The organism is Deinococcus depolymerans (genome assembly GCF_039522025.1).
GTDB lineage: Bacteria > Deinococcota > Deinococci > Deinococcales > Deinococcaceae > Deinococcus > Deinococcus depolymerans.
The window spans coordinates 62,718-84,569 of sequence record NZ_BAAADB010000021.1 but is presented as its reverse complement, the minus strand read 5'-3'; the positions used below and the strand labels follow the sequence as shown (position 1 = coordinate 84,569).

Below are 21,852 nucleotides of genomic sequence, written 5' to 3'. Positions count from 1 at the left end.
TGGAAAGAGCTACTGGAAGGAGTTGACAGGAGGGGGTGCTGGACAGGGAAGGGCCATCACGGAAAGGGGGGAGGAGCAGAGGCCAGGAACCGGCCGCGTGCGCCGTGGGTGGACGGCAGCCCTGCAGACGGCAGGTGTGGACGCCCGGCGGCGTCCTGGGCAGGAAAAGGGTGCAGTGATGTGAAGCCCACCCTAGAAATTGTGAAGGTTAACATGTGTGCGTCAGGCACGGTTGCCCGGCGGGTCGGCAGAAGGTCCGCTGACCGATGGGAGTTTTCTGTCGACCAGATCGGCTGCGATATCGCAGGGTGCCTCTCCGTGGCCGACCTGCCGGTCGCCTGCTCCTGCCCTGCCGACGCCACGCCGGCCTTGGAAACGTGTGGATGTTTGGGTTAACATGCCGGTCATGCGTGCCTGTACCCCCGTCACCCTCGCGGACGTCGCCGCCCTCGCCGGGGTGTCGCAGCAGACCGTCTCGCGGGTCGTGAACAACCTGCCGAACGTCTCGGCCCGCACCCGCGCGCGCGTCACGCAGGCGGCCGCGCAGCTCGACTACGTGCCCAACCGCCTCGCCACCAGCCTCGCGCGGCAGCGGACCTTCACGGTCGGCTTCGTCACGAACGACCTGTCCCTGCACGCCCCGTCCCAGCTGACCGCCGGCATCGAACGCGCCGCCCGCGCCGCCGGGTACAGCCTGATCGTCTCCATCGTCCCGGAAGACAGCCTCGCGGCCGTCACGCAGGCCGTCCGCGCCCTGCGCGAGCGGCAGGTGGACGGCGTCCTCATCAACGCCTCCATGACCCCCGCCGACGCGACCGCGCTGCGCCGCCGCCTCCCCGACCTCGCGTGCGTGTTCATGGACGTCACCCCGGACACCCCGGTGCCTGCCTCGCTGCTCGACCAGGAGTACGGCGCCCGCCTCGCCGCCCGGCACCTGCTGGACCTCGGGCACACCCGCGTCGCGTTCATCACGCCGCCCGGACAGGCGGTCGTCGAGAACACCCGCGAACACGGCTGGCGGCACGTGCTGGCCGAGCACGACCTGACGCCGGTCGCGGCCGTCAGCGGCGACTGGAGCCCGCACGGCGGGTACCTCGCCGCGCAGACCCTGCTGGCCGGCCCGCCCTTCACCGCGCTGCTCGTCGCCAACGACCAGATGGCCGTCGGCGCGCTGCGCGCCCTGTGGGAACGCGGCCTGAACGTCCCGGCCGACGTCTCGGTCATCGGGTACGACGACACCCCGGAGAGCGCGCTGCTGATCCCGCCGCTCAGCACCGTCCGGCAGGACTTCCCCACGCTGGGCGCCCGCGCGTTCACGCACCTGCTCGCGCAGTTCACGCAGGACCCGCCGCCCGCCCCGGTCGTGACCCGCCCGGAACTGATCCTGCGCTCCAGCACCGCCCCGCCCCAGGCACCGGACCGGGCCGCCGTGCAGGACGCACTGGCCCTGCTGGCCCGGCACCTCGCGGCGCGCGGGTAGAGGCCGCGAGGTGGCCGCGTCAGCCGCGCCGGGCCGCGAGACTGCGGACGACCAGCAGCACCGTGAACGCCACGCACACCATCACGGCCGACAGCACCAGCGCCGGACCCAGGTCGCTTTCCAGCGCGGCGTACACGGCGAGCGTCACGGTGCGCGTGCGGCCCTGCAACGACCCGGCGAACAGGATCGTCGCGCCGAACTCGCCCAGCGCACGCGCCCAGGCCAGCACCAGGCCCTCGAGCAGGAACGGGAAGGCCAGCGGCCACGTGATCAGACGGAACACCTGCGCGCCGCTGGCCCCGTCCACCCGCGCGGCCTGCTCCGCGTCGCGGTCCACGCTGCTGAAGCCCGCGCGGGCGGCCCGCAGGTAGAACGGCGCGGACGTGAACAGCTGCGCCATGACCACCGCGGCCGGCGTGAACGCCAGATTCAGGCCCGCCAGTTCCAGCGGGGCGCCCAGCAGCCCCTGACGGCCGAAGGTGAGCAGCAGGCCCAGGCCCGCCACGACCGGCGGCAGCACGACCGGCAGGTCCAGCAGGGTTTCGAGTACCGCCTTGCCCCGGAAGTCGAAGCGGGCCAGCAGGAACGCGACCGGCGTGACCAGCCCCACGGTCAGCAGGGCGCTCAGGCCGGTCGTCCACAGGCTCACGCGCAGCGTGTCGGTCACGGCCGGACTCAGGAGGGTCGGCAGGAACGAGGCGTTCAGGCCGCGGGCCAGCAGCGCCAGCGTGGGCAGCAGCAGGAACGCGGTCATCAGGCCGCCCAGCAGCAGCGGCAGGGTGGGCGGGCGCCGCTCGGCCCGGCTACGGCGCAGGGCGGAACCCCCAGCGGCGCAGCGTGCGCTGCCCGTCGGCCGAGAGCAGGAACGCCACGAACGCCCGCGCCTCCGGGCCGCTGCGGGCGCCCACGGTCACGCCGACCGGGTACGCGGCGGGCATGTTGAAGCGGCTGGGCAGCGCGACGACCTGCACGGCGCGTTTCAGGGCGGGCGTCACGTCGCTGCTGTACACGACGGCGGCGTCCGCCTCGCCCAGCTGGACCTTCAGCGCGACCTGCCGCACGCTGGGTTCCTCGCTCACGACGTTCTTCATGAAGCGCGCCGAGTAGTCCCGGCCGTAGGTGCCGGCGCGGTCCACGGCGCCCAGCATGCGCCGGGTGTACTCCCCGACCGGGACGGTCGGCGCGGCGATCACGATGCGCAGGCCCGGCCGGGTCAGGTCCGCGAGGGTCTTCACGCGCGCGCTGCCGCGCGGGACGATCACGCTCAGGGTGTTCCCGGCGAACACCTGCCGCGCCGTGACGATCTTCCCGACCAGCGGCGTGAACTGCGCGTCGTTCGCGCTGGCGTACACGTCGGCGCGCGCCCCGCCCTCCAGCTGGGCGCGCAGCGTCTGCGACCCGGCGAACTGGAAGGTGGTGCGGTTGCCGCTGCGCCGGTCGAATTCCCGGCCGATCTCGGTGAAGGCGTCGGTCAGGGAGGACGCGGCGAACACGGTCAGCGTCGCGGCCCGCGCGCCGCCCGTCAGGAGCAGCGCGCCCAGCAGGACGCGGGCGCAGGACCGGCGCAGCCGCTTCACTGGACCTCCAGGGGAGCCGGGGAGTGGGGGAGGCTGCGCTGCCAGGGCTCGCCGGACCCCGCGGCGTCGTACCCGCCCAGGCCCTGCAGGTCGGCGCGGAACGCGGCGCTGCGGGCCGCGCCGAGCAGCGCCGCGACGCCCGGGTGCCGGGCGTGCGCGTCGGGGACGGCCAGGTCGAAGCGTTCGGTCTGCAGCGGAAGGAAGGCCAGTCCGGCCGCCAGCGCCGCCGAACGTGGTCCCGGCGCGGCGTCCGCCTGCCCGGACGCCACGAGCGCCGCGGCCTCCAGCGGACTGCGCGCGGTGAGCGGCGCCCGGCCGTGCGGGTCCGGGACGCCCGCCGCGCGCAGCCAGTGGTCCAGCAGCAGCCGGCTGCCGGACCCGGGTTCGCGGGTGGCGAGGCGCACGTCGGGGCGGCTCAGGTCGCCGGGACCGCGCAGCTGGCGCGGATTGCCCGGGGCCAGCAGCAGGCCCTGTTCCCAGGTCCACAGCGTGAACAGCGTGGCGGGTCCCAGCGTGCGCTGCGTGAACGGCAGGTTCGAGGTGCCGGTCGTCTCGTCCCACAGGTGCAGGCCGGCCGCGTGGGCCTGCCCGGCCGCCACGGCGTGCAGGGCCGGCAGGCTGGACGCCGGGCGCAGGATCACCCGCGCGGCGGGGTCGAGCCGGGCGGCGTGGGTGATCAGCAGTTCCAGCGCCGGGTCGCAGCCGGTCAGGACGGCCGTGCGGGCGGCGGCGCTCAGGACGTCCCCGACCGGGGCGAGCAGCTGCGCGGTCCGCGTTCCGCCGGGTCCGGGGTCCTCGCCGGTCACGTGACCGTCGGCCGGCACGTGGAAGGCCGAGGCGGGCAGCGGCACGGCGAGCAGCTGCCCGTCTGCGTGGTGGGTGTCGCCCGGCAGGCGGGCCAGCACGACGCGCGTGCCGGGCAGGAGGGGCCCGGCCGGCCGGACCTGCAGCTGCCCGTGCGGGCCGGGACCGCGCAGGCTGAACAGATCGTCGACCCGGCAGTGCAGCGCGCGGGCGAGCGTGAAGGCCAGCAGCGTGCCCGGAACCGAGCTGCCGGTCTCGATCTTGTGCAGCGCCTGACGTGAGATGCCCAGGTCCCGCGCGAGGTCGCCGGGTCGCAGGCCCAGCCGCTCGCGCCGTTCACGTACCCGCGTGTGCAGGGTCAGGTCCGGCCGGGTGGTCATACCGAAGGTTAACCGTGGGTTGACGGACCGTCAACCCAGGGTGACGCGCGGCGGGTCAGCCGTCCGGCCCGGCGGGCGCCCCCCCCGGCCGCGCCGCGCGCCGCAACTGCACGAACGCCGCGACCAGCTGCGGGTCCAGCACCCGCCCCGCCATGCCTTCCAGTTCCGCCAGCGCCTGGTCTTCCGGCCACGCCGCCTTGTACGGCCGCGCCGAGGTCAGCGCGTCGAAGGTGTCCACCACCGCGAACACCCGCGCCAGCAGCGGTATCCGCGCGCCGGCCAGCCCGTGCGGGTAGCCGTTGCCGTTCCAGTGCTCGTGGTGGTGCAGCACCACCTCCAGGCAGGCCGCGCCCAGCGCCGGCGTGTGCCGCAGCATCTCGTACCCGGTCACCGGATGCCGCCGGATCAGTTCCCACTCGTCGGGGGTGGGCCGCCCCGGCTTGAGCAGAATCTGGTCCGGGATGGCGATCTTGCCCAGATCGTGCAGGTACGCGCCGCGCCGCAACTCGTCCTGCTGCTCCCCGCTCAGCCCCAGCCGGCGCGCCAGGTCCAGGCTCAGCCGCACCACCCGGTCGGTGTGCCCCTTGGTCTCGTAATCCCGGAATTCCAGCGCCACCCCCAGGGTCCGCAGCGTCTCCTCCCGGGTCGTGAGGATCGTCTGCAGGTACTGGTCCTGCTCGACCGCGACCGTCATCAGCTGCGCCGCCTGCCCCAGCAGCCCCGCCAGCCGCACCGACGGGCCGCCCGGCGCGGCGCGGTACGCGGCGATCACGCCGATCACCTCACCCGTCCGGGACGTGACCGGCATCAGCCACAGCGCCCGCACGCCCATCCGCGCCGTCGCCAGCCGGAACGGCGTCCAGCTTCCATCCTCGTTCAGTGCGCAGACCGTCAGGTCGCGGCTGTGCAGGGCCGTCACCCACGCCGGATGCAGCGCCTCGGGCCGCACCGGGCCGCTGAACACGCCCGCCAGTTCCGGCGGCAGCGGCCGCCCCGGCGCGGTCTGCAGCGTCCCGCCGCGCACGGTCAGCAGCTGCACCTGCAGGCGTGAGGCCTGCTGCGCGAGCAGGTCGGCGATCAGGTGCAGCGTGTCGCCCAGCGGCTCCCCGGTCGCGATGGACCGCAGCACCCGCGCCCGGTACTGCTCGCCGATCTCCTCACGCCGCTGGTCGGTCACGTCGGTCGCCAGCGCCACGGTGCCCACCGTCTGGCCCGACTCGCTGTGCAGCGGACTGACCTGCACCTCGAACAGGTGCTCCCGGAACGGATGCGTGTACCGGCCCCGCTGCCCCGCCAGCGCCGACATGTGTGCGCTCACCCCCTGCTCGGCGTGGGAGGACCCGCGCAGCAGGTCCGCGATCCGCTGCCCCACCAGCGGCGCCGAGTCGAGGTTCAGCCGCGCCAGCCCCCCGCCCGAGACCATCCTCACCCGCAGGTCCTGATCGGTCGTCCAGGACAGGACCGGCAGTTGCTCGTACATCAGGTTCAGGTGCAGCGCCTGCTCACGCAGTTGCCGCTGCGCCGCCTGCTGCTGCGTCAGGTCCTGAATGAACGCCGTGTAGAACAGCTCCCCCTCGATCAGGACCGGCGTCATGCTGACCGCCACCAGCAGCCGCTCCCCGTCCCGCCGGACCGCCTGCAGTTCCACCCGCCGGCCCGAGAACCGCCCCTCGCCGGTCTGCTGGTGCCGGCTCATGCCACTCAGGTGCGCGGCCCGCGCCTCCGGCGGCACGATCAGGTTCACCAGCGGCTGGTGCAGCGCGTCCTGCTCGCTGTACCCGAAGGTCCGTTCCGCCGCGCGGTTCCAGACCACCACCCGCCCATGCCGGTCGATGGTGACGATCGCGTCCGTGGCGACGTCCAGCAGCGCCTGCCGCCGGGCTTCCAGCGCCCGCGTACGGTCCTCGGCGGCCCGCTGCGCCGAGAGGTCCCGCACGAACACCAGCCGTTCCCCCGGACGGTCCAGTGGCAGCACGTTCAGTTCGCACCAGCGCCCACCCCCACCGCTCCGCAGCCGCCCGGTCAGGCGGCGCGTCTGATCCGTCAGGCCGTCCAGCGCGGCGCGGTCCTCGGGCACCAGCAGGTCGGCCAGTGACTGCCCCGGCAGCGTCTCCGGCGCGGTGCCCAGCAGCCCGGCCACGTTGCCCTGCGCCGCCTCGATCCGCCCCTGGGCGTCCACGGTCAGCAGCATGAACTCGGGCTGCGAGGTGAGGAACGTGAGCAGGCTACGCCCGAGGGCGGCCGGCCGGCCGGGTTGTGCGTTCGGTCGCTGCGTCATGAACTCCCTTCCGCCCCGGTCCGGACCGGGGGCGGGCGCTGCTCCCGGCACGCGCCGGATCTCCTGCTTCACGCCAGCATACGTCCGGACGACCCCCGGCGGGTCAGCGAGACGGTGACCGCTCGCGCTTGCGGTGGTACAGCCGCGTGTCGGCCAGCTGCAGGGCCGCGGCGTGATCCGTCACCTCGTCCGGCCAGCGCGCCACGCCGAACGAGGCGTCCACGTCGCTGAAGCCCGCCGCGTGCACCGCCGTCACGGCGCCGCCCACCCAGCCGCTGACCAGCGCGTCGCTCCCGCCGCCCGGCAGCAGCAGCGCGAACTCGTCCCCGCCGATCCGGTAGGCCGCGCCGCGCTCCGGACCGAGCGCCCGCAGCGCCCGCCCGAACACCCGCAGCAGCTCGTCGCCCGCCGCGTGCCCCTGGGAGTCGTTCACGCGCTTGAGGCCGTCCACGTCCACCGCCACGAGGCAGCCGCCGGGCAGGCCCGCGTCCTCCAGAAACGAGCGGCGGTTGCCCAGGCCGGTCAGCGGATCCGTGCGCGCCGACGTCTCGGCCTGCCGCGTGATCTCCCGCATGTTCATGGCCTGCCGCATGACGCTGGCCGCCGCCTCGAACAGCTCGCGCTGCCGCGCCGACCAGCTGGCCTGCGGCCGCAGCAGCGCGAACAGCACCACGAAGCTGCGCCCGCCGAACTCACCCAGCGGCAGCCACGCGACCGCCTGCGCGCCCGCCTGCACCACCGACGCCGACGCGCCGGACACCGAAGCGTAATGCTGCTCGTAGCGCGCCTCGCCGCTGCGCGCGACCGTCCACACGACGCCCTCGCCCGGCGGTAGATGCTGCGGCATCAGCTCCGAGAAGGCCTGCCCGGCCGGCGTGACATTCCACATGTTCAGCGCGCGGCTGCCCCCGGCATCCACGGCGGCCAGCGCCGCCCAGTCCACCTGCGCGGCCTGCGCGACCAGTTCGATCGCGAAGGCCGCCGTGTCCTGCGGCGGCAGTTCCAGCTGCGCCAGGGTGCTGACCCCCAGCAGCGCCTCGTTCACCGCCTGCGTCTCACGCAGGAAATTCATCATCTGGGCGCGCCCCTGCACCTCGGTCTCCAGTTCCCGCTTCGCGAAACGCAACTCCAGTTCGCTCACCACGATGCCGGCCAGATCGGCGAGTGACGCCCGGTCCTCCGCACTGAACGCCGCGCGAGGCTGCGTGTCGATCACGCACAGACTGCCGAGCTTGAACCCGTCCGGCGTGACGAGCGGCGCGCCCGCGTAGAAACGGATGAACGGCGACCCCGTCACCAGTCCGTTGCGTGCAAAGCGCGGGTCCTGCCAGGCGTCCAGGATGACCATCACGCCGTCACCCAGGATGGTGTGCGCGCAGAACGACAGGGACCGGTCGGTCTGGCGGGTGTCCAGGCCCAGGCAGGCCTTGAACCACTGCCGGTCCTGATCCACCAGCGAGATCAGCGCGATGGGAGCGCCGAACAGCCGCGCCGCCAGGTGCGTGACCCGGTCGAAGGCGTGCTCGGGCAACGTGTCGAGCACCGCGTACCGGGCCAGCGCGGCCAGCCGCTGCTGTTCTGCGTTCGCTTCCTGGCTCATGGACCCATCATGCCAGACCCAGGGGCGGGCCGCGCAGCGGTGACGCGGGGCCCGCCGGCGCGCCCACACGGTTCGTTGACAACCCGGAACGGCACCGGGTCGTCAACTCCACGTCCGGAACCCGTTTCTCTCCTACTCGCATCCGCTCGGATTGAATGGCTTTATAAGCCATTCAATCCGAGTCCGTCTCAGGGCAGCAGCGGCACGTCATCCCAGTCGAGGCTGGTGCTCCGCAGCACCACGGCCTGCAGGTCTCCCAGCGCGGCGCGCAGGGCCCGGAGCTGCCCCTGCACCTCCAGTTCCGCCTGCGTGCCCGACTCGTCCGCGGGAGCGCGGGACCGCCGGAACGAGAACAGCCCGCGGGCCGGGACCGGCTGCGCCGCCCGCAGCTGCGCGTCCAGCGCGGCGGCCAGCGCCTGCGTCTGCGTCAGCACCTGCGCCTCCGCGCCGGTCGGAATGACTTCCAGCACCCCGCCGGCCGCCACCAGCGCGTGCAGCGGGGCGGGATCCGTGCCGAGCGGCGCGGCGCAGCGTCCCAGCAGGTGCTGCGCGTGCCCCAGCGACGACCCCAGGCCCACGCTCGCGCCCGGCCGGTGCAGGCGTTCGCCCAGCAGCGCCGCGACCTCCGGGACCGGGCCCGGCAACAGCAGCAGCCGCAGCCAGTGCCCCTGCTGCCGGTGCGCGTGAATGACCGACACCGCCTGCGCCACGCGGTAGCTCAGGTCGTCACTGTGCAGGACCTGTTCGAGCAGGGCCGGCCGGCGGGCCGGGCGGGACGTGGAAGGAAGGAGGTCGGGTGCCGTGAGAGACGCGGAGAAGAGATCGGACGGCATGAACTGCATGGTAGGTCAGTGGCGCCCCTCCAGGTGTCCCTCACCCCGGATGGGGGCAGTCCCGCCGGCCCACGGACAGTCCCGGCCTCCTGCGCCCCCCGGCCGGCGCGACCCACGCGGACGCGCACGGCGGGGCAGACGGACTCCGGTTGAACGGGGTGCCAACACCATTCAATCCGGAGCCGGATCAGGGGACCAGCACCTCGAAACACACCTGCTGCGTCGCTCCGGCCGCCAGGTCGAACAGGCGCACCGTCACGGTCCGGAGCACGATCTCGCCGGCGTCGGTGTCAGGCGCGTCGCTGAGCGTCACGCCCTCGAGGGTCAGCGTGCCCGGCACGTACGCCGCCACGCCCTGCAACGCGTCGGAGACCGTCACGCCCGTCAGGACGTCCGCCGTGGGGTTGCGCACGTTCAGGCAGTAGCGCAGGCGGTCGCCCGGCAGGGCGTCCACCGCCGAGGCGACCACGCCCAGGCCGCGCGTGCGGTTCTCCACCGTCTTGACCAGCGTCGCGCCGGCCGTCACGGTGGTCGTGTCCGTCACGCTCGCCAGGTCCTGCACCGCCGGCCGGTTGGCCCAGGTGAGGCTGGCGGTGACCAGCGCGGTCTCCACCGTGCCGACCGCCGTGCCGGCGGGAACCGTCACCTGGACCTCCAGCGCGCAGCCCGCGAGGTGACCGTCCGGCAGGCGGGGCCAGCGGTCGTCCACCGTGACGCTGCCCACGGGCGTCCGTTCGGCCTGCGTGACCGTGCCGTCACAGTCGCGGTCCAGGTACACCTGTCCGCTGAAGGGGCCGCTCTTGGCGAACGACACCGTGCCGGTCGTGCCGGGCGTGAAGGTGTGGGCGTAACGCACGGTCAGGGGCGCCTCGCCGCGCGCGCTGCGGTCCGGGCTCAGCGTGGCGCGTCCGGTCAGGCCGGCGTTCAGGGTCTGGTCCGCGCCGCTGGGGGCGGGCAGCGCGTACTCCCGCACGGCGGGGTCGCTCACGTCGCCGGCCAGGGTGGCCGCGCCGTTCAGGCGCAGGCCGGTCAGGGTCTCGGTGGCACTCAGGTCGGTGCGCAGGGTCAGGCCGGACCAGTCGCCCGGTACGAACAGGGTGTACGTGCCGTCGGTGCCGGTCACGGCGCTGCGGGAGACCGCCGCGCCCGCCCGTGTGCCGCTGACGGTCAGGGTGCGCGCGGCCAGGACCGTCTCGGCGCCCTGCCGGGCGACGTCGTGCGCGGCGCCGCCGGGGCCGCGTCCGTCGTCCCGGAAGACCTCGCCGCTCAGGCGGTCACCGCGGAACAGGCCGAACGTCTGCTCGGGGACCGAGGTGCTGGCGGCCGTGATGGTCACGGTGCTGGTGCCGCTGACCGGATTCACGAACACGAAACCGGCGGGTTTCTCGGCGGTGGTGGCCGCGGCGCTGCGGGCCACCGACAGGGTGTAGGTGCCCTCGGCCAGGGCCAGCGTGAAGCGGCCGGGGCCGGCCGGGACGCCCGCCGAGCCCTGCACGCGGCCGCCTGTCACGGCGTTCACGAAGGAGGCCGGGCCGTCCCAGTCCTCGGCGTTGAGGGTGCCGTCGGGTTGCCGGTCGTGGTACAGCACGCCGGTGACCGTGCAGACGTTCCCGGCGCCGCCGACCGTGAACACGGCCTCGCCGATGCCGATGCCCAGCAGGCGCAGCACCTGATCCACCGTCGCCATCAGCACGGTTTCCAGGATGGGTTGCAGCGCGGCCCCCAGGGTGGAGAGCACGCCGGACGTGACCGAGGTGATGGTGCTGGTCAGCAGCGCGGTCGGGACCAGCGGCGCGGGGTCCCGGAGTTCCAGGGTGAGGTTGCCGGGCGTGCCCAGGCTGGTCAGCAGCGTGCCGACCAGCGTGCCGACGGCGGCGCTGCTGCTGCCCACCGTGTACGTCCGCGGGTAGGGGGGAGCGGCGCTGACGGTCGCCAGCGGGTAGGTGCCGTCCGCGAAGGCCTTGGCCTTCACGTTCAGCACGATCGGAACTTCCAGCAGGGGGGTGACCCGCACGCTCAGGTCCACCGTGCCGATGATCGCCTGCGTGAGCGACGCGAAGGGATTGGCGACCGAACGGTTGAAGAACACGCTGTCGCTGATCTGCCCCAGGCCCAGCTGCGCCACGCCGGGCTGCGCGTCCAGGCTCAGGGCGCGGGTGACCGCGTCGATGGTGCCGATGGTGCCGCTGGCCTTGGCGACTTCCAGGTACAGGTCCAGGGTGGTCAGCGTGAGTTTCGCGCCGGCCACGCCCAGCACGTTCAGCTGCGTGCCGCCCAGGTCCACGTTCAGTTTCGCGCGGATGGCGGCCGTGTTGAACTGCGTGCCCTGCGGGCCGCAGCGGTACACCGGCGGTTCGATGACCTGCAGGTACACCTTCACGGTCGGCGTGACCGTGTTCACGCCCAGCCCCAGGCCCGACAGGTTCACGCCCACCGGGTTGAGGGTCACGGGCGTGGGGGTGGTCAGGGCGTTGCGGTAGTTGAACAGCTGCGCGCTGCCGGTCAGCAGGTTCAGCAGGTTCACCTGCGAGGTCAGGAACGCGGCGCTGTTGCCCTCCAGTTTCAGCAGGTCACCCAGCCGGATGGTGCCGTTCAGGCCGGACACCGCGGGGCGCAGCAGGTTCAGGGCGTTCACGGCGGCCGTGTTTCCGGAGGTCTGGGCCGCCTGGGCGGCCACGTCCAGCACCTTCAGGACCGTCACGTCCGCGTCCAGCGCTTCCCGGGTGGTGCCGACGCCGGCGCCGGCCTGCAGGGCGTCGAGGAACAGGCCGAGGTTCACGTCCGCGTTGGCGATGGCGTTCCAGTCCGCGGCGCTCAGGTTCAGGGACCCGCCGCCCAGCAGACCCTGGAACAGGGCGTTCAGGATCACGCTGCGCTGCGAATCCACGCTCAGCAGGCGCGGGCCGGCGGCGACGCAGGCCACGGCCGCGCAGGACCCGGCCTGGGCGGCTCCGGTCCAGGTGGTGATCAGGAGGGTCAGCAGCAGCGTCAGGTGGGACAGCCAGTGCGTGACCCGGTTCGGTCGGTTCATTCGGGGCATCAGCGGCCTCCAGACAGGTCGGCGCGCAGGAACACGCCGGGGTTCGCGCCGGGGGTGAGTCCGGCGGTGGTGCCGGTCGCGCCCGCGGTGTACCCGGCCACGAGGCGCAGGCCGTCGTTGACCCGGTAGCGCAGGTCCGCGCCGTAGGTGAGGTTCAGGGCGTTCAGGCCCGGCTGCGAGATCAGGTAGGTGTTCAGGCCGGCGCTCAGGCGGTCGGTGATGGGCAGGGTGACGCTCAGGCCTCCCTGGTAGGTGCTCTTCTCACGCTGCGTGACGGGCACGCGGTACGCGAAGCTGGGTTGCAGGGACAGGCGGCGGGCCGGGGCGTCGTTCTGCCCGGCGCCCGGGGTGCCGTCCGGCGTGGGCGTGCCGGCGGGAGCCCCGGCCGGTGCGTCCGTGGTGTCCGGCGCGCGGCGCAGCGGCACCTGCGCGTCCAGGGCGATCTCTCCCTCGAACACCGTGCCGACACTGCCGGCGTCCGTGTTGCCCAGGCGGTGGTACTGCAGCAGCGCGAGGCGGTCGTTGCGCCAGGCGTGACTGAAGGTCATCTGCGCCTGGGTGGTCGGGAGGACCTGCACGCTGCCGTCCACGCTCAGGACGTGCTGCCCGAGCGTGCCGGTCGCGCCGCCGCGGACCGTCAGGCGGGTGTCGGTGCCGCGGGTGGCGTCGGCGCCGAGCGACGCGGAGAAGGTCTCGCCCAGGTACCGCACGCCGACCGCGCCGGTCGCGGAGTTCAGGCCGGTGGCGAGTTCACGGGCGACCGACGCGCTGACGTTCGCCTTGACGCGGTCGGTCACGTTGATCGGCACGTCCACCCCGAAACGGGCGCGGCTGCTCTGTCCGCTCGCGCCGGGCAGCTGGTACGACACGTTCAGGTTCGCGTTGCCCAGCTGCTGCTGCACGCCCACCTCGCCGATCAGTGAGCCCTGGTCTCCCCAGGTCTGCTGCACCCGCCCGAGCAGGCTGGCGGTGCTGCTCAGGCGGTAGTTGACGTTCAGGCGCGACTGCGGGCGGCCGCTGCCCAGCAGCGGCTGCGAGTGCTGCAGTTCGGCGCTGGTGCGGTCCAGGGCGTAGCGGGCCAGCACCACGCCGTTCAGACCGGTGCCCTGCGTGGCGGAGGGCCACACGATCTCCGCGCCGGCCCCGACGGTCCAGCGGGCGTCGAGCGGTCGGTCGGCGGTCAGCGTGACCCGCTGGTCGCCCGCCTGCAGGCGGTGCTGCAGTTTCACGCCGAACGTCGGTTGCCGGTAGGTGACCTCGCCCACGCCGCTGACGGCGGCCTCACTGGCCGCGCCGGGATCGTAGGTGTACGCGGCGCTGGCCGTGACCGGTCCCTCGTGGTACTGCGCGTCGATCCCGAACCGCCCCTGCGGGTGCGTGCCCGGGTCGCGCAGGTACGAGGCGAGGACCGTGAGCGGCAGCGTGCGGTACTGCACCTGCGCGCCGTACCGGAAGTCCGCGCCGGTGCGGGCCACGCCGCCGTCCACGGTCCAGGGGCCCTGCGCGTAGCTCAGGCCGGCGCCCAGCGTGAGTTCGCGGGCGTCGCTGCCGTCCGGCACGTAACTCACGGACAGCTGCTGCGGCTGGAAGTCCGGGCCGTACAGGCCCAGCGGCGCCGCGAGGGTCAGGCGGCCGCCGAGGGCGTCGAGCTGGTAGTCACGGCCGGCCTGCAGCACCTGCTGGGTCGCGCCGCTGATCAGCGTGACGCGCTCGCTGCCGGTGCGTGGCGAGCGCGACAGCAGGTAACTGCGCCCTCCGTCCGGCTGGATCAGGTCCGTGACGCTCCCGGTGGGCGTGCGGGCCACCAGTCCGCGCACGCTCCAGGGACCGGCGCGGAGTTCGCCGCGCAGCGCACTGGCGCGCGGCAGGGTGGACAGCGGCGGCAGGGCCAGCGCGCCGTCGTAGTAGCCCAGGCTCAGGTCGCGCCGCTCGTAGCGGAACGCGAAGCCCAGGTCGCTGCTGAGGTTGGTGCGGGACTCGCTGCCGCTGCCGGTCAGCGCGAAGCGTTTCCCGACGGTCGCGGCGGAGGTCACGCCGGGCAGTCCGGCGGTGTCGCCCGACGCCTGCAGCGCCCCGCCGAGCAGCGGAACCTCGGCGTACCCGCGCGCCTGCCCCTCGAAGCGCAGGCCGCCGGCCGGCGAGTAGCGCAGCCCGGCGCTGGCCTGGTAGGTGACCAGGGTCTCGTTGGGAACGTCCACGAACAGGGCGCGGGTGGCGCGCAGGTTGCCCAGCGCGGCCTGCACGTTCACGGTGCGGGCGCTGCTGATGGGTTCAAGGCGCACGCGCGCCACGCCGCCACTCAGGTTCACCTGGTACCCGGCGGTCTGCGGGTCGGCGTCCGGGTCGAGCGGTTCGAGGTCGGTGGAGACCGTGACCTGCCCGGACCCGCTGGGGAGGCCCTGGGCGTCCACCGTGCGGACCAGGAGGGCCACCGGGCTGCTGCCGTCGGCGGTGACGCCGCTGTCGAGGGTCAGGTCCAGCCGCTCGGCCTGGCCGGGCACGCGGACGCGCACGCGGTCGCTCTGCTGCCCGAAGCTCGCCTCGATCAGGTTCTCCCCCACCGTGAGGGGCAGGCCGATGTACACCAGCCGGGAGATGCCCTGCGCCTGCCCGGCCTCGCCGAGCAGCGCTTCCGGGATGACCTGGCCGTTCACCTTCAGCGTGACGGGCACGTCCGCCGGGCCTTCGAGGGTGACGTTGGTGCGGGCGCCCTCGGCGAGGATCACGCCGTCGCGCGGCGAGCGGATCAGGCCGTCGCGTTCGGTGGCGCTCAGGGTCGTGGCGCGCGCGGCGTCGGCGGCGTCCACGCTGCCGGACAGGATCAGGTCGCGTTCGCCCACGCGGGCGCTCAGGCCCAGCGGTTCGGGGCTGCCGATCACGCCGACGTGCGCGACGGTGTAGGTGAGGCTGCCCTCGGCCGTGCCGGCGGGCAGGGTCCAGTACAGGCGGCCGCCCTCGCCCACGCGCGGGTCGGGCAGGGGCCGGACCTGCCCGGCCACGCGCAGCGCGCTGCTGCCGGCGCGGTACGCCGCGCCTTCCGGCGGCAGGTGCGCGGCCAGCAGGGAGCCGGTGGTCAGGCCGCGCACGCTGAACGGCAGGGTGATCACGGTCGAGCGGCTGGCGAGCGGCCGCGCCGTGAAGGTCAGCGGGCCGCTCTGCGGTGCGCCCACGACCGCGCCATCCACCTCGGGCGTGACGGTCAGGGTCGTGACGCCCTCCTCGTCGGTGGTGAAGGGAATGCGGGTGACGCCGCTGCTGTAGGGGGAGAGGGTCAGCAGCGGGCGCGTGTCCTCGGGTTCGGCGGGGGTGTCTTCTTTCGGGGCGGGGGGCGCGCCGTCCGCTTCCGGTCGGATGGGAACGCGTGGCGGCTGAACCACCACGGAGGGCGGGCTGGCGACGTTTCCCAGCCGGACCGTGACGGGCCGTCCGGTGGGGTTCTGCACGAAGACCGGCAGTTCCGCGCCGGAACCGGCCTCCTGCGCGGGGGCCGGCAGGACCCGCAGGCCCAGCAGCGTGCGGCGTACCGGGGCGCCCAGACGCAGCGCGGACAGGTCGCCCGCGCCGCGCACCTGCACGGTGCCGGTCTCGGGTGCGCCGAAGGCCACGCGGGCCGTCCACTGACGCTGCGCGCCCTCCCCGGCGGCGACGGTCAGCGGGCCGGCCGGCGCGTCCTGCGGGGTCAGCCAGGCGGGCCACTGCACGCTCAGGTCGCCGCCCGCGGCGGCCGCGCCGGCGTTGCGGACGTCCAGGGTGACGGTCACGGTCTCGCCGGGCAGCGGGTCGGGGGGGCTGACGCTCAGCGCCGCACGCAGGTCCGGCAGGACCGCCGTGAGCGGCACGCGGGTCACGCTGCTGCCGAGCGTGACGGTCGCGGCGGCGTCCGGGCCCTGCACGTCACCGCTCAGGGTCAGGACGCGGCTCTCACCGCTGTCCAGCGTGAGGGTGCTGACCGGCTGGCCGTTCTCGCTCAGGCGCAGGCCGGTCACGCCCGCGCCGCTCAGGGAGACGGGGACGGTCAGGGGCGCGCCGGGATTCTCGACCGTCAGGGTCGCCCGGCCCGCCACCTCCAGGTCCGGGGTGACGGTCACGGTCAGCCGGTCGGGCTGCGTGCCCTGCACCTGCGCGGTGACCGGGGTGTCCAGGCCCGGCAGCGTGACCCGCACGTCCAGCGGCCCGGCGCTGCCGACGAGCACCGGAAGCTCGGTGGTGACGCTGCCGCCGGCCGGGACGGTCCGGGTGAGGTTGGTGGTGCCCAGCGGCACCAGGCCCTCGTCGAAGCTGAGGTCCGGCGTGAAGGTCAGCGGCTCGCTGTAGGCGCTGCGCAGGGTCAGGCGGGCGGTGACGGTGCTGCCGACCGCCGCGGACGCCGGGAGGTCCAGCGTGGCTGTCACGTCCGGCTGCACCGTGAGCGTGAGGTCGGCGCCGCCGGGACCCACGTCCAGGCGGCTCTGTTCCAGACGGGCGCCGGTGCCGTTCAGGCGCAGCGTGTAGCTGCCTTCGGGCAGGTCCAGCAGCGTCCCGCCGACCGGCAGGCGCAGCTGCTGAACGCCGCCCGGGAGGGCGGCGCCGCGCAGTTCGACGCTGGCCGCGACGGCGGTTCCGTCGGGGCTGCTCAGGGTGGCGCGCAGGATCACGGGGGCCGCCTGGGCCCCGCTGAGCAGCAGGGCGCCGAGCGCCAGCAGGCGCGGCAGGCGGCCGGAGGGTGGGGGCGGCGTGGCGACGGGGGGGCGTGAAGAAGGTGTGAGGGGGACCTTCATGGTTCTCTCCAGAGCACGTCCGGGTCGTTCGAACCGGCCGGTGTGAGGGTAAGGTACTGCAGTGTAACGGGATCCGTCAGGGCCCCGAGGTTGAAGGCGCGTTCCTCGCTGTCCTGACTGGCGCGGTCGGTGACGACCACGTCCTGAACGGGCCGGGCGCTGCTGACGGTCAGGGTCACGACGCTGCCGCCCGCCGCGGTGGCCGTCACGCGGCGCGTGATCAGCAGCGGTCCCCTGCGCACGGTGGTGAGGCTGGGGGAGGCCCCGCCCGGCAGGTCGCTGCCGGTCACGGCGCTGGGCTGCTGCAGCGCGAAGTCCACGCGGGTCAGCGCGAACACGTCCACCACGCGCGGCCCGAAGCCCGGCACGGGCGCGAAGGGCGCGGTGTCGCGGTCGAGCGTGACCAGCCAGGGGCCGGGCACCAGGTTCCGCAGGGCGTAGCGGCCCATCTCGTCGGTCACGCCCTGCACGCCGCTGGCGAGCAGCACGCGCGCGCCGGCCAGCGGGGAGTCCTGCGGGTCGCGGCGGCCGTTGCCGTTCAGGTCCAGGAACACCTCGCCGACCAGGGTGGCGCGGCGGTCGAACACGCCGGGCGTGACGCGCACGGTGGCGGCGGCCTCGTTGCTGCGGGTGGTCCGGCCGTCCGGGCCGGTCAGGCTGGCCACCCCGACGGCCGTCAGGTCCTGGTCGCCGCCGGAGCTGCCGACGGCGTCCACGCCGACGCGGGCGCGGTAGGTGACGGTCAGGGTCTGCCCGGCCGGGACCGCTCCGGGCGTGAACGTGACCTGCCGCCCGTCGGCGCTGACGGTCGCGGGGACCGGCTGGGCGCCGCGCTGCGCGCTGTCCGGGATGAAGTTCAGGCCGGCGGGCAGCGTGACGGTCAGGGTGGGTGACCCGCCGTCCGGTCCGCTGAGCGGCAGGGTCAGGGTGAAGGTGGGTTCGTCGCCGGGCTGCGTGGCGGCCGGGGTGACGCTGTGGCCGAGCAGCAGCGCCACTTCCGGCTGCAGCTGCACCTGCGTGACGTTCACGCGGTCGCTGCGCGCGCCGCAGGTCGCGGCGAGGTTCACGTTCAGCGTGGCGTTCAGGGCGCGGGTCACGGTCACCGCGACCGTCACGTCCCGCGACTGGCCGGGGTTCAGGGTCAGGGTGGTCAGTTCGCGGGCGTCGGCGGCGGCGCTGTCCTGCACGCGCACCTGCACGCCGTCCACAGCCTCGAGCAGGCTGGCCTGCAGGGTGACGGGGCCACCCTGGTCGCCGCTCACGCTGACGGTGTAGGGAATCAGGATGGTGCCGGGCGCGGCGCTGCGGATCACCCGCGAGGGCGCCCCGCCCTGTCCGTCGGGCGTGACGCTGGGCGTGCAGGCTTCCAGTCCGCGCAGCGTGACGGTGTTCGACGGAATCAGGACCGGGGTGCCGCCGGGCGCGCTGACGCGCAGGGTGGCGGTGTTACGGATCTCCCCGGCACGGACCGTCCCAGCGCCGAGCAGAGCCAGCGTGATCAGCAGGGCCGACCGGAATGGGATGGAGGGGAGGAAGGACATGCGGCCTCAGTTGACCCGGACCACGAAGGTCACGGTGAAGGTGGCGCCGGGGTTCAGGACGTCCGCGTCGGTGATGGTGCGGTCCCCGTCGGTGTCGAGGGCGGCCAGGAAGCTGCCGGCCGCGCCGTTCAGGCTGGCGGGCGAGGTGGCGCTGCTGAACCAGCTGGTGCCGCCGTTGGTGCTGAACAGCACGTCGGAGCTGCTGGCGCCCAGCTTCACGTAGCTGGTCACGATGTTGCTGCTCGCGTCGACCGGCAGCTGGTCCTGCAGGACGACGTTCTTCAGGGCGCTGGTGCCGTCGTTGCGGACCACCAGGGTGTAGCGCAGGTAGTCGCCGGGGTTCGCCTTGCCGTCCGTGATGGGGGTGGCGGTGTTGCACGCGGCGTCCGCGCACAGCTGGACGGTCTTGTTGACACTGGCCAGGACGGACTGCACCGAGGTGGTGTCGGTGACCCGCAGGGTGACGGTGGCGCGCGGGTCGCGCTGCGCGGTCAGGTTGACCTCGACCGTGGCGGCCTCGCTGGGCGTGCTGGCGCTGCCCACGGTGGGCGCGGTGACCTGCACGTAGATGGCCTGCGTGCCGCCCTGCGCGACCGTGCCGCTCAGGGTGGAGGTGAAGGGACCGGCGGCGCTGGTGGAGAAGGCGTACGCGAAGCCCTGCGCGGAGGTGACGGCCGGCACGGTGAAGTTGGCGGCGTCGTTGCTGGTGTTGGTGAGGGTGTGCGTGTAGGTCACGCGGCCGCCGCTGATGGTGCTCTGCGCGCCGTCCGGCGCGAAGGTGCCGCTGGTGACTGCGTTGGTGCGCGCCACGTCGCTCACGCTGGTCGTGCGGCCCGCGTCGGTGGTGGAGGTCGCGGTGAAGGTGACGGGGGTGTCGCCGGCCGACCCGTTCGCCGGGATGGGGGTGACGGCCAGCAGGAACAGGGTGCCGCCGGGGGTGATCGGGGCGGTCGCGCCGGTCAGTTCGGTATCGCCGGCGTCCAGGACGCCGTTGTTGTTCGCGTCGATGTAGTAGCGCGTGCCGGTGGGGCCGCTCAGGGTGAAGGCCTCGTCGGCCGGGCCGCCGTTGCGCAGTTCGAGCGGGAACACGGCGTTGCTGCCGGGGTTCGCGCTGACCGTGACGGACGTGGTGCCGGGGGCGGTGGTCGGGTCGCGGTCGCTGTTGCCCAGGACCGGCAGGCCGGCGGCCGTGACGCGGGTGACGACGCTGGTGGTGGTGTCGGCCGCGCCGCCGCTGGGGGTGGCCGTGACGGTCAGGGTGGTGTTCGTCGTGCCGGCGGCCGAGAAGGGCACCGAGCAGGTGACGGCGAATTCCAGGGTGTCGTTGACGTTCAGGGACACGGCCGAGGAGATCGCGCTGCCCAGCGTGCCGCTGGCGTCGATGTTGCGCACGGTGCAGGTCCAGCCGGCCGGGACGCCGCTGACGGCCAGGGTGAAGGTGTTCGTGGCGTTGCCGGTGTTCTTCAGGGTCTCGCGGAAGGTGACGCTGCTGCCGGCCACGATGTCGGTCTGGGTGGTCTGCGTGTCGTCGTTGCGGGCGATGGTCACGCCGCCGATGGTGTACGTGCCGGTGGAGGGCGCGCCGGCTTCCGGGAAGCTGAACGGCCCGACGGCGGCGCGGCTGACGGTGGCGACCTGGACGGTGGTGGTCAGGCTGACGGGCTGCTCGCCGGTGTCGTTGCCGTCCGCGTCGGCGTTGCCGTCGAAGGTGCCGCTGACGGTGTTGGTGATGCTGGTGTTCGCCAGGGCCGCATCGGGCACGCGGGTGCTGAACTGCAGGCTGACGCTGTCGCCGCTGCTGAGCAGGTCGCCGCTGCCTTCCACGAGCAGCGCCACGGCGTTCACGTTCGCGGGCGTGGCGGGCGCGGTGGCCGTCCAGGTGGCGCCGCCGTCGGTGGAGTACAGGCGCAGCAGCGTGGGGGTGCTGCTGCCGCTGCCCGGGGTGAAGGTGGCGACGCCCATCGCGCTGAAGGTCTGGTTGCTCAGCGGGTCGCGCAGCAGGATGCCGTTGCGGGGCGTGCCGTCCACGGTCACGACGCCGGTCACGCCGCGCGCGGGGTTGCCGCTGGGCACGGTGGCGGTGAAGGTGTAGGAGAGCGTGCTGCCGGGGGTGACGGGGCCGGTGGGGGAGACGCTCAGGCCGAGGTTCAGCTGGCCGGCGGTGCTGACGCTCAGCTGCGCGTAGTTGTCCGAGTCGGTGACGGTGGCGCTGCCGTTCGAGGTGGCGACCAGCGCGAAGCGCGAGGCGAGGCCGTCGGGGGTGCCGGCGGGAACGGTCGCCTCGATGATCAGGTCGGCGGTGGCCTCGGCGGCCAGGGTGATGGGACCCGTGACTTCGACGCCGCCGCGCAGGATGCGGATGCCGGCGTCGAAGCCGTCGCCCGTGGACTGCGTGACGCTCAGGGTGTAGGTGTCGCTGCCGTTGCCGGGGTTCTTCAGGGTGTAGGGGATCTGGCGGGTGCCGCCGGCGAAGGTCGCGAAGGCGCGGGCCGGGGCGATGGGCGTCTCTGGGCTGTCGGGCGTGACGGTCACGGCGAACACCTGGCGGACGGTGACGGTCGCGACGTTCGAGTCGACGGTCCGGTTGGCGTTCAGGGCGTCCTTGTAGGTCAGGACGGCCTTGTTGGTGATGACGGTGTTCGCGGCGGTACCGGCGGCGAGCGCACCTCCGGACAGGGCCAGGGCAGCGGACAGCAGCAGCATACGGGGAACGTTGTTCATGAGGTGACCTCCAGGTCGTGAGGGGGTGATGGCCTGCCAGAGACGGCCTCTTTCCGTGACGTTACGGTGGGGGGGCCTACGCCCCTCTTACGCCCGCCGCTTGACGGTTCATGAAGGACTCAGGTGGGCCGAATGCAAAAAAAATCACACTGCGCGGGGCGAAGTGTGAAGAATCCGGGCTGGTGGGGGGGGGTGTGCAGGCTGGCTGCCCGGGTCCCCCCCCCGGCGCCCTTCATGAAGTCCCGGTGGGGGAATGTGATTTCTGACAGAACCCGGACATAAAGGGGGACAGCCGGACCCCCCGGTCGGGGGGGACGGCCGGTGGACATGAAGGTTGTCTGCAGGACAGTTCAACTGTCGCTGAAGGCGGCCCGGGCTGCTTTCAGGTGAGCTGCAGCAGGCGTGCGTGGTCGCCGCTCTCGGCTTCCAGGATGAGGTCGCGCAGCGTACTGCGGTCGAGCACGTCGCGCAGGGCGTCATCGACGCGCTTCCAGAGGGCCTGGGTGCCGCAGACGCCGGCGGCCTGGCAGGCGTGGTCGGGCTCGACGCAGGCGACGGGCGCGAGGCTGCCTTCCATGACGATGACCACCTCGTAGGCGGTGATCTCGTGGGGGGGGCGGGCGAGGCGGTAGCCGCCGTGCGCGCCGCGGACGCTCCTGATGAACCCGGCGCGGCGCAGGGGGCCCACGAGCTGTTCGAGGTAGTGGTGGCTGATGCCCTGTCGTCTGGAGACGTCGCGCAGCGACACGAACTGCCCGTGGTGACGGCCGATGTCGATGAGGGCGCGCAGGCCATACTGGGCACGGGTGGAGAGCCACATGCGCCAATCTTGACTTATTTA

General features: G+C 73.6%; 12 protein-coding genes. 1 reads left to right on the top strand and 11 read right to left on the bottom strand.

The genetic code is table 11. From position 1 onward, the window contains the following. The first annotated feature begins 406 nt into the window (after positions 1–406). Positions 407–1,480, top strand: a complete 1,074-nt coding sequence (locus ABDZ66_RS11455; RefSeq protein WP_343758951.1) for a LacI family DNA-binding transcriptional regulator — start codon at positions 407–409, stop codon at positions 1,478–1,480. 19 nt (positions 1,481–1,499) lie between these two features. Here the strand turns inward: ABDZ66_RS11455 and ABDZ66_RS11450 are convergent, their stop codons facing one another. The 11 genes from ABDZ66_RS11450 to ABDZ66_RS11400 form a co-directional block, all read right to left on the bottom strand. Beyond that, entirely contained in the window at positions 1,500–2,234 is a 735-nt protein-coding gene (locus ABDZ66_RS11450; RefSeq protein WP_343758949.1) for an ABC transporter permease, read from the bottom strand. Positions 2,235–2,283: 49 nt separating this feature from the next. Beyond that, positions 2,284–3,057: a molybdate ABC transporter substrate-binding protein gene (gene modA, locus ABDZ66_RS11445; RefSeq protein WP_343758947.1), complete on the bottom strand. Its 774-nt coding sequence runs from the start codon at positions 3,055–3,057 to the stop codon at positions 2,284–2,286. Next, positions 3,054–4,241, bottom strand: coding sequence for a substrate-binding domain-containing protein (locus ABDZ66_RS11440; protein WP_343758945.1), 1,188 nt, complete (start codon positions 4,239–4,241; stop codon positions 3,054–3,056). The genes modA and ABDZ66_RS11440 overlap by 4 nt, the downstream gene beginning before the upstream one ends. Positions 4,242–4,296: 55 nt before the next feature. After that, positions 4,297–6,519: an HD domain-containing phosphohydrolase gene (locus tag ABDZ66_RS11435; RefSeq protein ID WP_343758943.1), complete on the bottom strand. Its 2,223-nt coding sequence runs from the start codon at positions 6,517–6,519 to the stop codon at positions 4,297–4,299. A 103-nt stretch (positions 6,520–6,622) separates the two neighbouring features. Beyond that, positions 6,623–8,119 carry a sensor domain-containing diguanylate cyclase gene (locus ABDZ66_RS11430; RefSeq protein WP_343758941.1) on the bottom strand — a complete coding sequence of 499 codons (1,497 nt, stop codon included), beginning with the start codon at positions 8,117–8,119 and terminating at the stop codon, positions 6,623–6,625. A gap of 188 nt (positions 8,120–8,307) precedes the next feature. After that, a complete protein-coding gene (locus ABDZ66_RS11425; RefSeq protein ID WP_343758939.1) occupies positions 8,308–8,952 on the bottom strand; it encodes a hypothetical protein in 645 nt (214 codons plus the stop codon). A 187-nt stretch (positions 8,953–9,139) separates the two neighbouring features. Continuing rightward, positions 9,140–11,983 (bottom strand): Tad domain-containing protein, encoded by a 2,844-nt coding sequence (locus ABDZ66_RS11420; protein WP_343758937.1) that lies wholly within the window; start codon positions 11,981–11,983, stop codon positions 9,140–9,142. An 8-nt stretch (positions 11,984–11,991) separates the two neighbouring features. After that, the gene (locus ABDZ66_RS11415) at positions 11,992–16,749 is read right to left on the bottom strand and encodes a COG1470 family protein (RefSeq protein WP_343758935.1); all 4,758 of its coding nucleotides are present in this window, start codon (positions 16,747–16,749) and stop codon (positions 11,992–11,994) included. Beyond that, on the bottom strand, positions 16,746–18,290 hold the full coding sequence (locus ABDZ66_RS11410) for a hypothetical protein (protein WP_343758933.1): 1,545 nt from the start codon (positions 18,288–18,290) through the stop codon (positions 16,746–16,748). Before ABDZ66_RS11410 ends, ABDZ66_RS11415 begins: the two co-directional genes overlap by 4 nt. A gap of 6 nt (positions 18,291–18,296) precedes the next feature. Continuing rightward, positions 18,297–21,011: a beta strand repeat-containing protein gene (locus ABDZ66_RS11405; protein WP_343758931.1), complete on the bottom strand. Its 2,715-nt coding sequence runs from the start codon at positions 21,009–21,011 to the stop codon at positions 18,297–18,299. A gap of 382 nt (positions 21,012–21,393) precedes the next feature. Further along, positions 21,394–21,831, bottom strand: coding sequence for an RrF2 family transcriptional regulator (locus ABDZ66_RS11400; RefSeq protein ID WP_343758929.1), 438 nt, complete (start codon positions 21,829–21,831; stop codon positions 21,394–21,396). Positions 21,832–21,852: the final 21 nt, after the last annotated feature.

Excerpts from the sequence above, each read along its gene's own strand:
- ABDZ66_RS11425 (WP_343758939.1), bottom strand. The coding sequence starts at position 8,952 with ATGCCGTCCGATCTCTTCTCCGCGTCTCTCACGGCACCCGACCTCCTT.
- ABDZ66_RS11400 (WP_343758929.1), bottom strand. The coding sequence starts at position 21,831 with ATGTGGCTCTCCACCCGTGCCCAGTATGGCCTGCGCGCCCTCATCGAC.
- ABDZ66_RS11430 (WP_343758941.1), bottom strand. The coding sequence starts at position 8,119 with ATGAGCCAGGAAGCGAACGCAGAACAGCAGCGGCTGGCCGCGCTGGCC.
- ABDZ66_RS11435 (WP_343758943.1), bottom strand. The coding sequence starts at position 6,519 with ATGACGCAGCGACCGAACGCACAACCCGGCCGGCCGGCCGCCCTCGGG.
- ABDZ66_RS11420 (WP_343758937.1), bottom strand. The coding sequence starts at position 11,983 with ATGAACCGACCGAACCGGGTCACGCACTGGCTGTCCCACCTGACGCTG.
- ABDZ66_RS11415 (WP_343758935.1), bottom strand. The coding sequence starts at position 16,749 with ATGAAGGTCCCCCTCACACCTTCTTCACGCCCCCCCGTCGCCACGCCG.
- ABDZ66_RS11410 (WP_343758933.1), bottom strand. The coding sequence starts at position 18,290 with ATGTCCTTCCTCCCCTCCATCCCATTCCGGTCGGCCCTGCTGATCACG.
- ABDZ66_RS11405 (WP_343758931.1), bottom strand. The coding sequence starts at position 21,011 with ATGAACAACGTTCCCCGTATGCTGCTGCTGTCCGCTGCCCTGGCCCTG.
- ABDZ66_RS11450 (WP_343758949.1), bottom strand. The coding sequence starts at position 2,234 with ATGACCGCGTTCCTGCTGCTGCCCACGCTGGCGCTGCTGGCCCGCGGC.
- ABDZ66_RS11440 (WP_343758945.1), bottom strand. The coding sequence starts at position 4,241 with ATGACCACCCGGCCGGACCTGACCCTGCACACGCGGGTACGTGAACGG.
- ABDZ66_RS11455 (WP_343758951.1), top strand. The coding sequence starts at position 407 with ATGCGTGCCTGTACCCCCGTCACCCTCGCGGACGTCGCCGCCCTCGCC.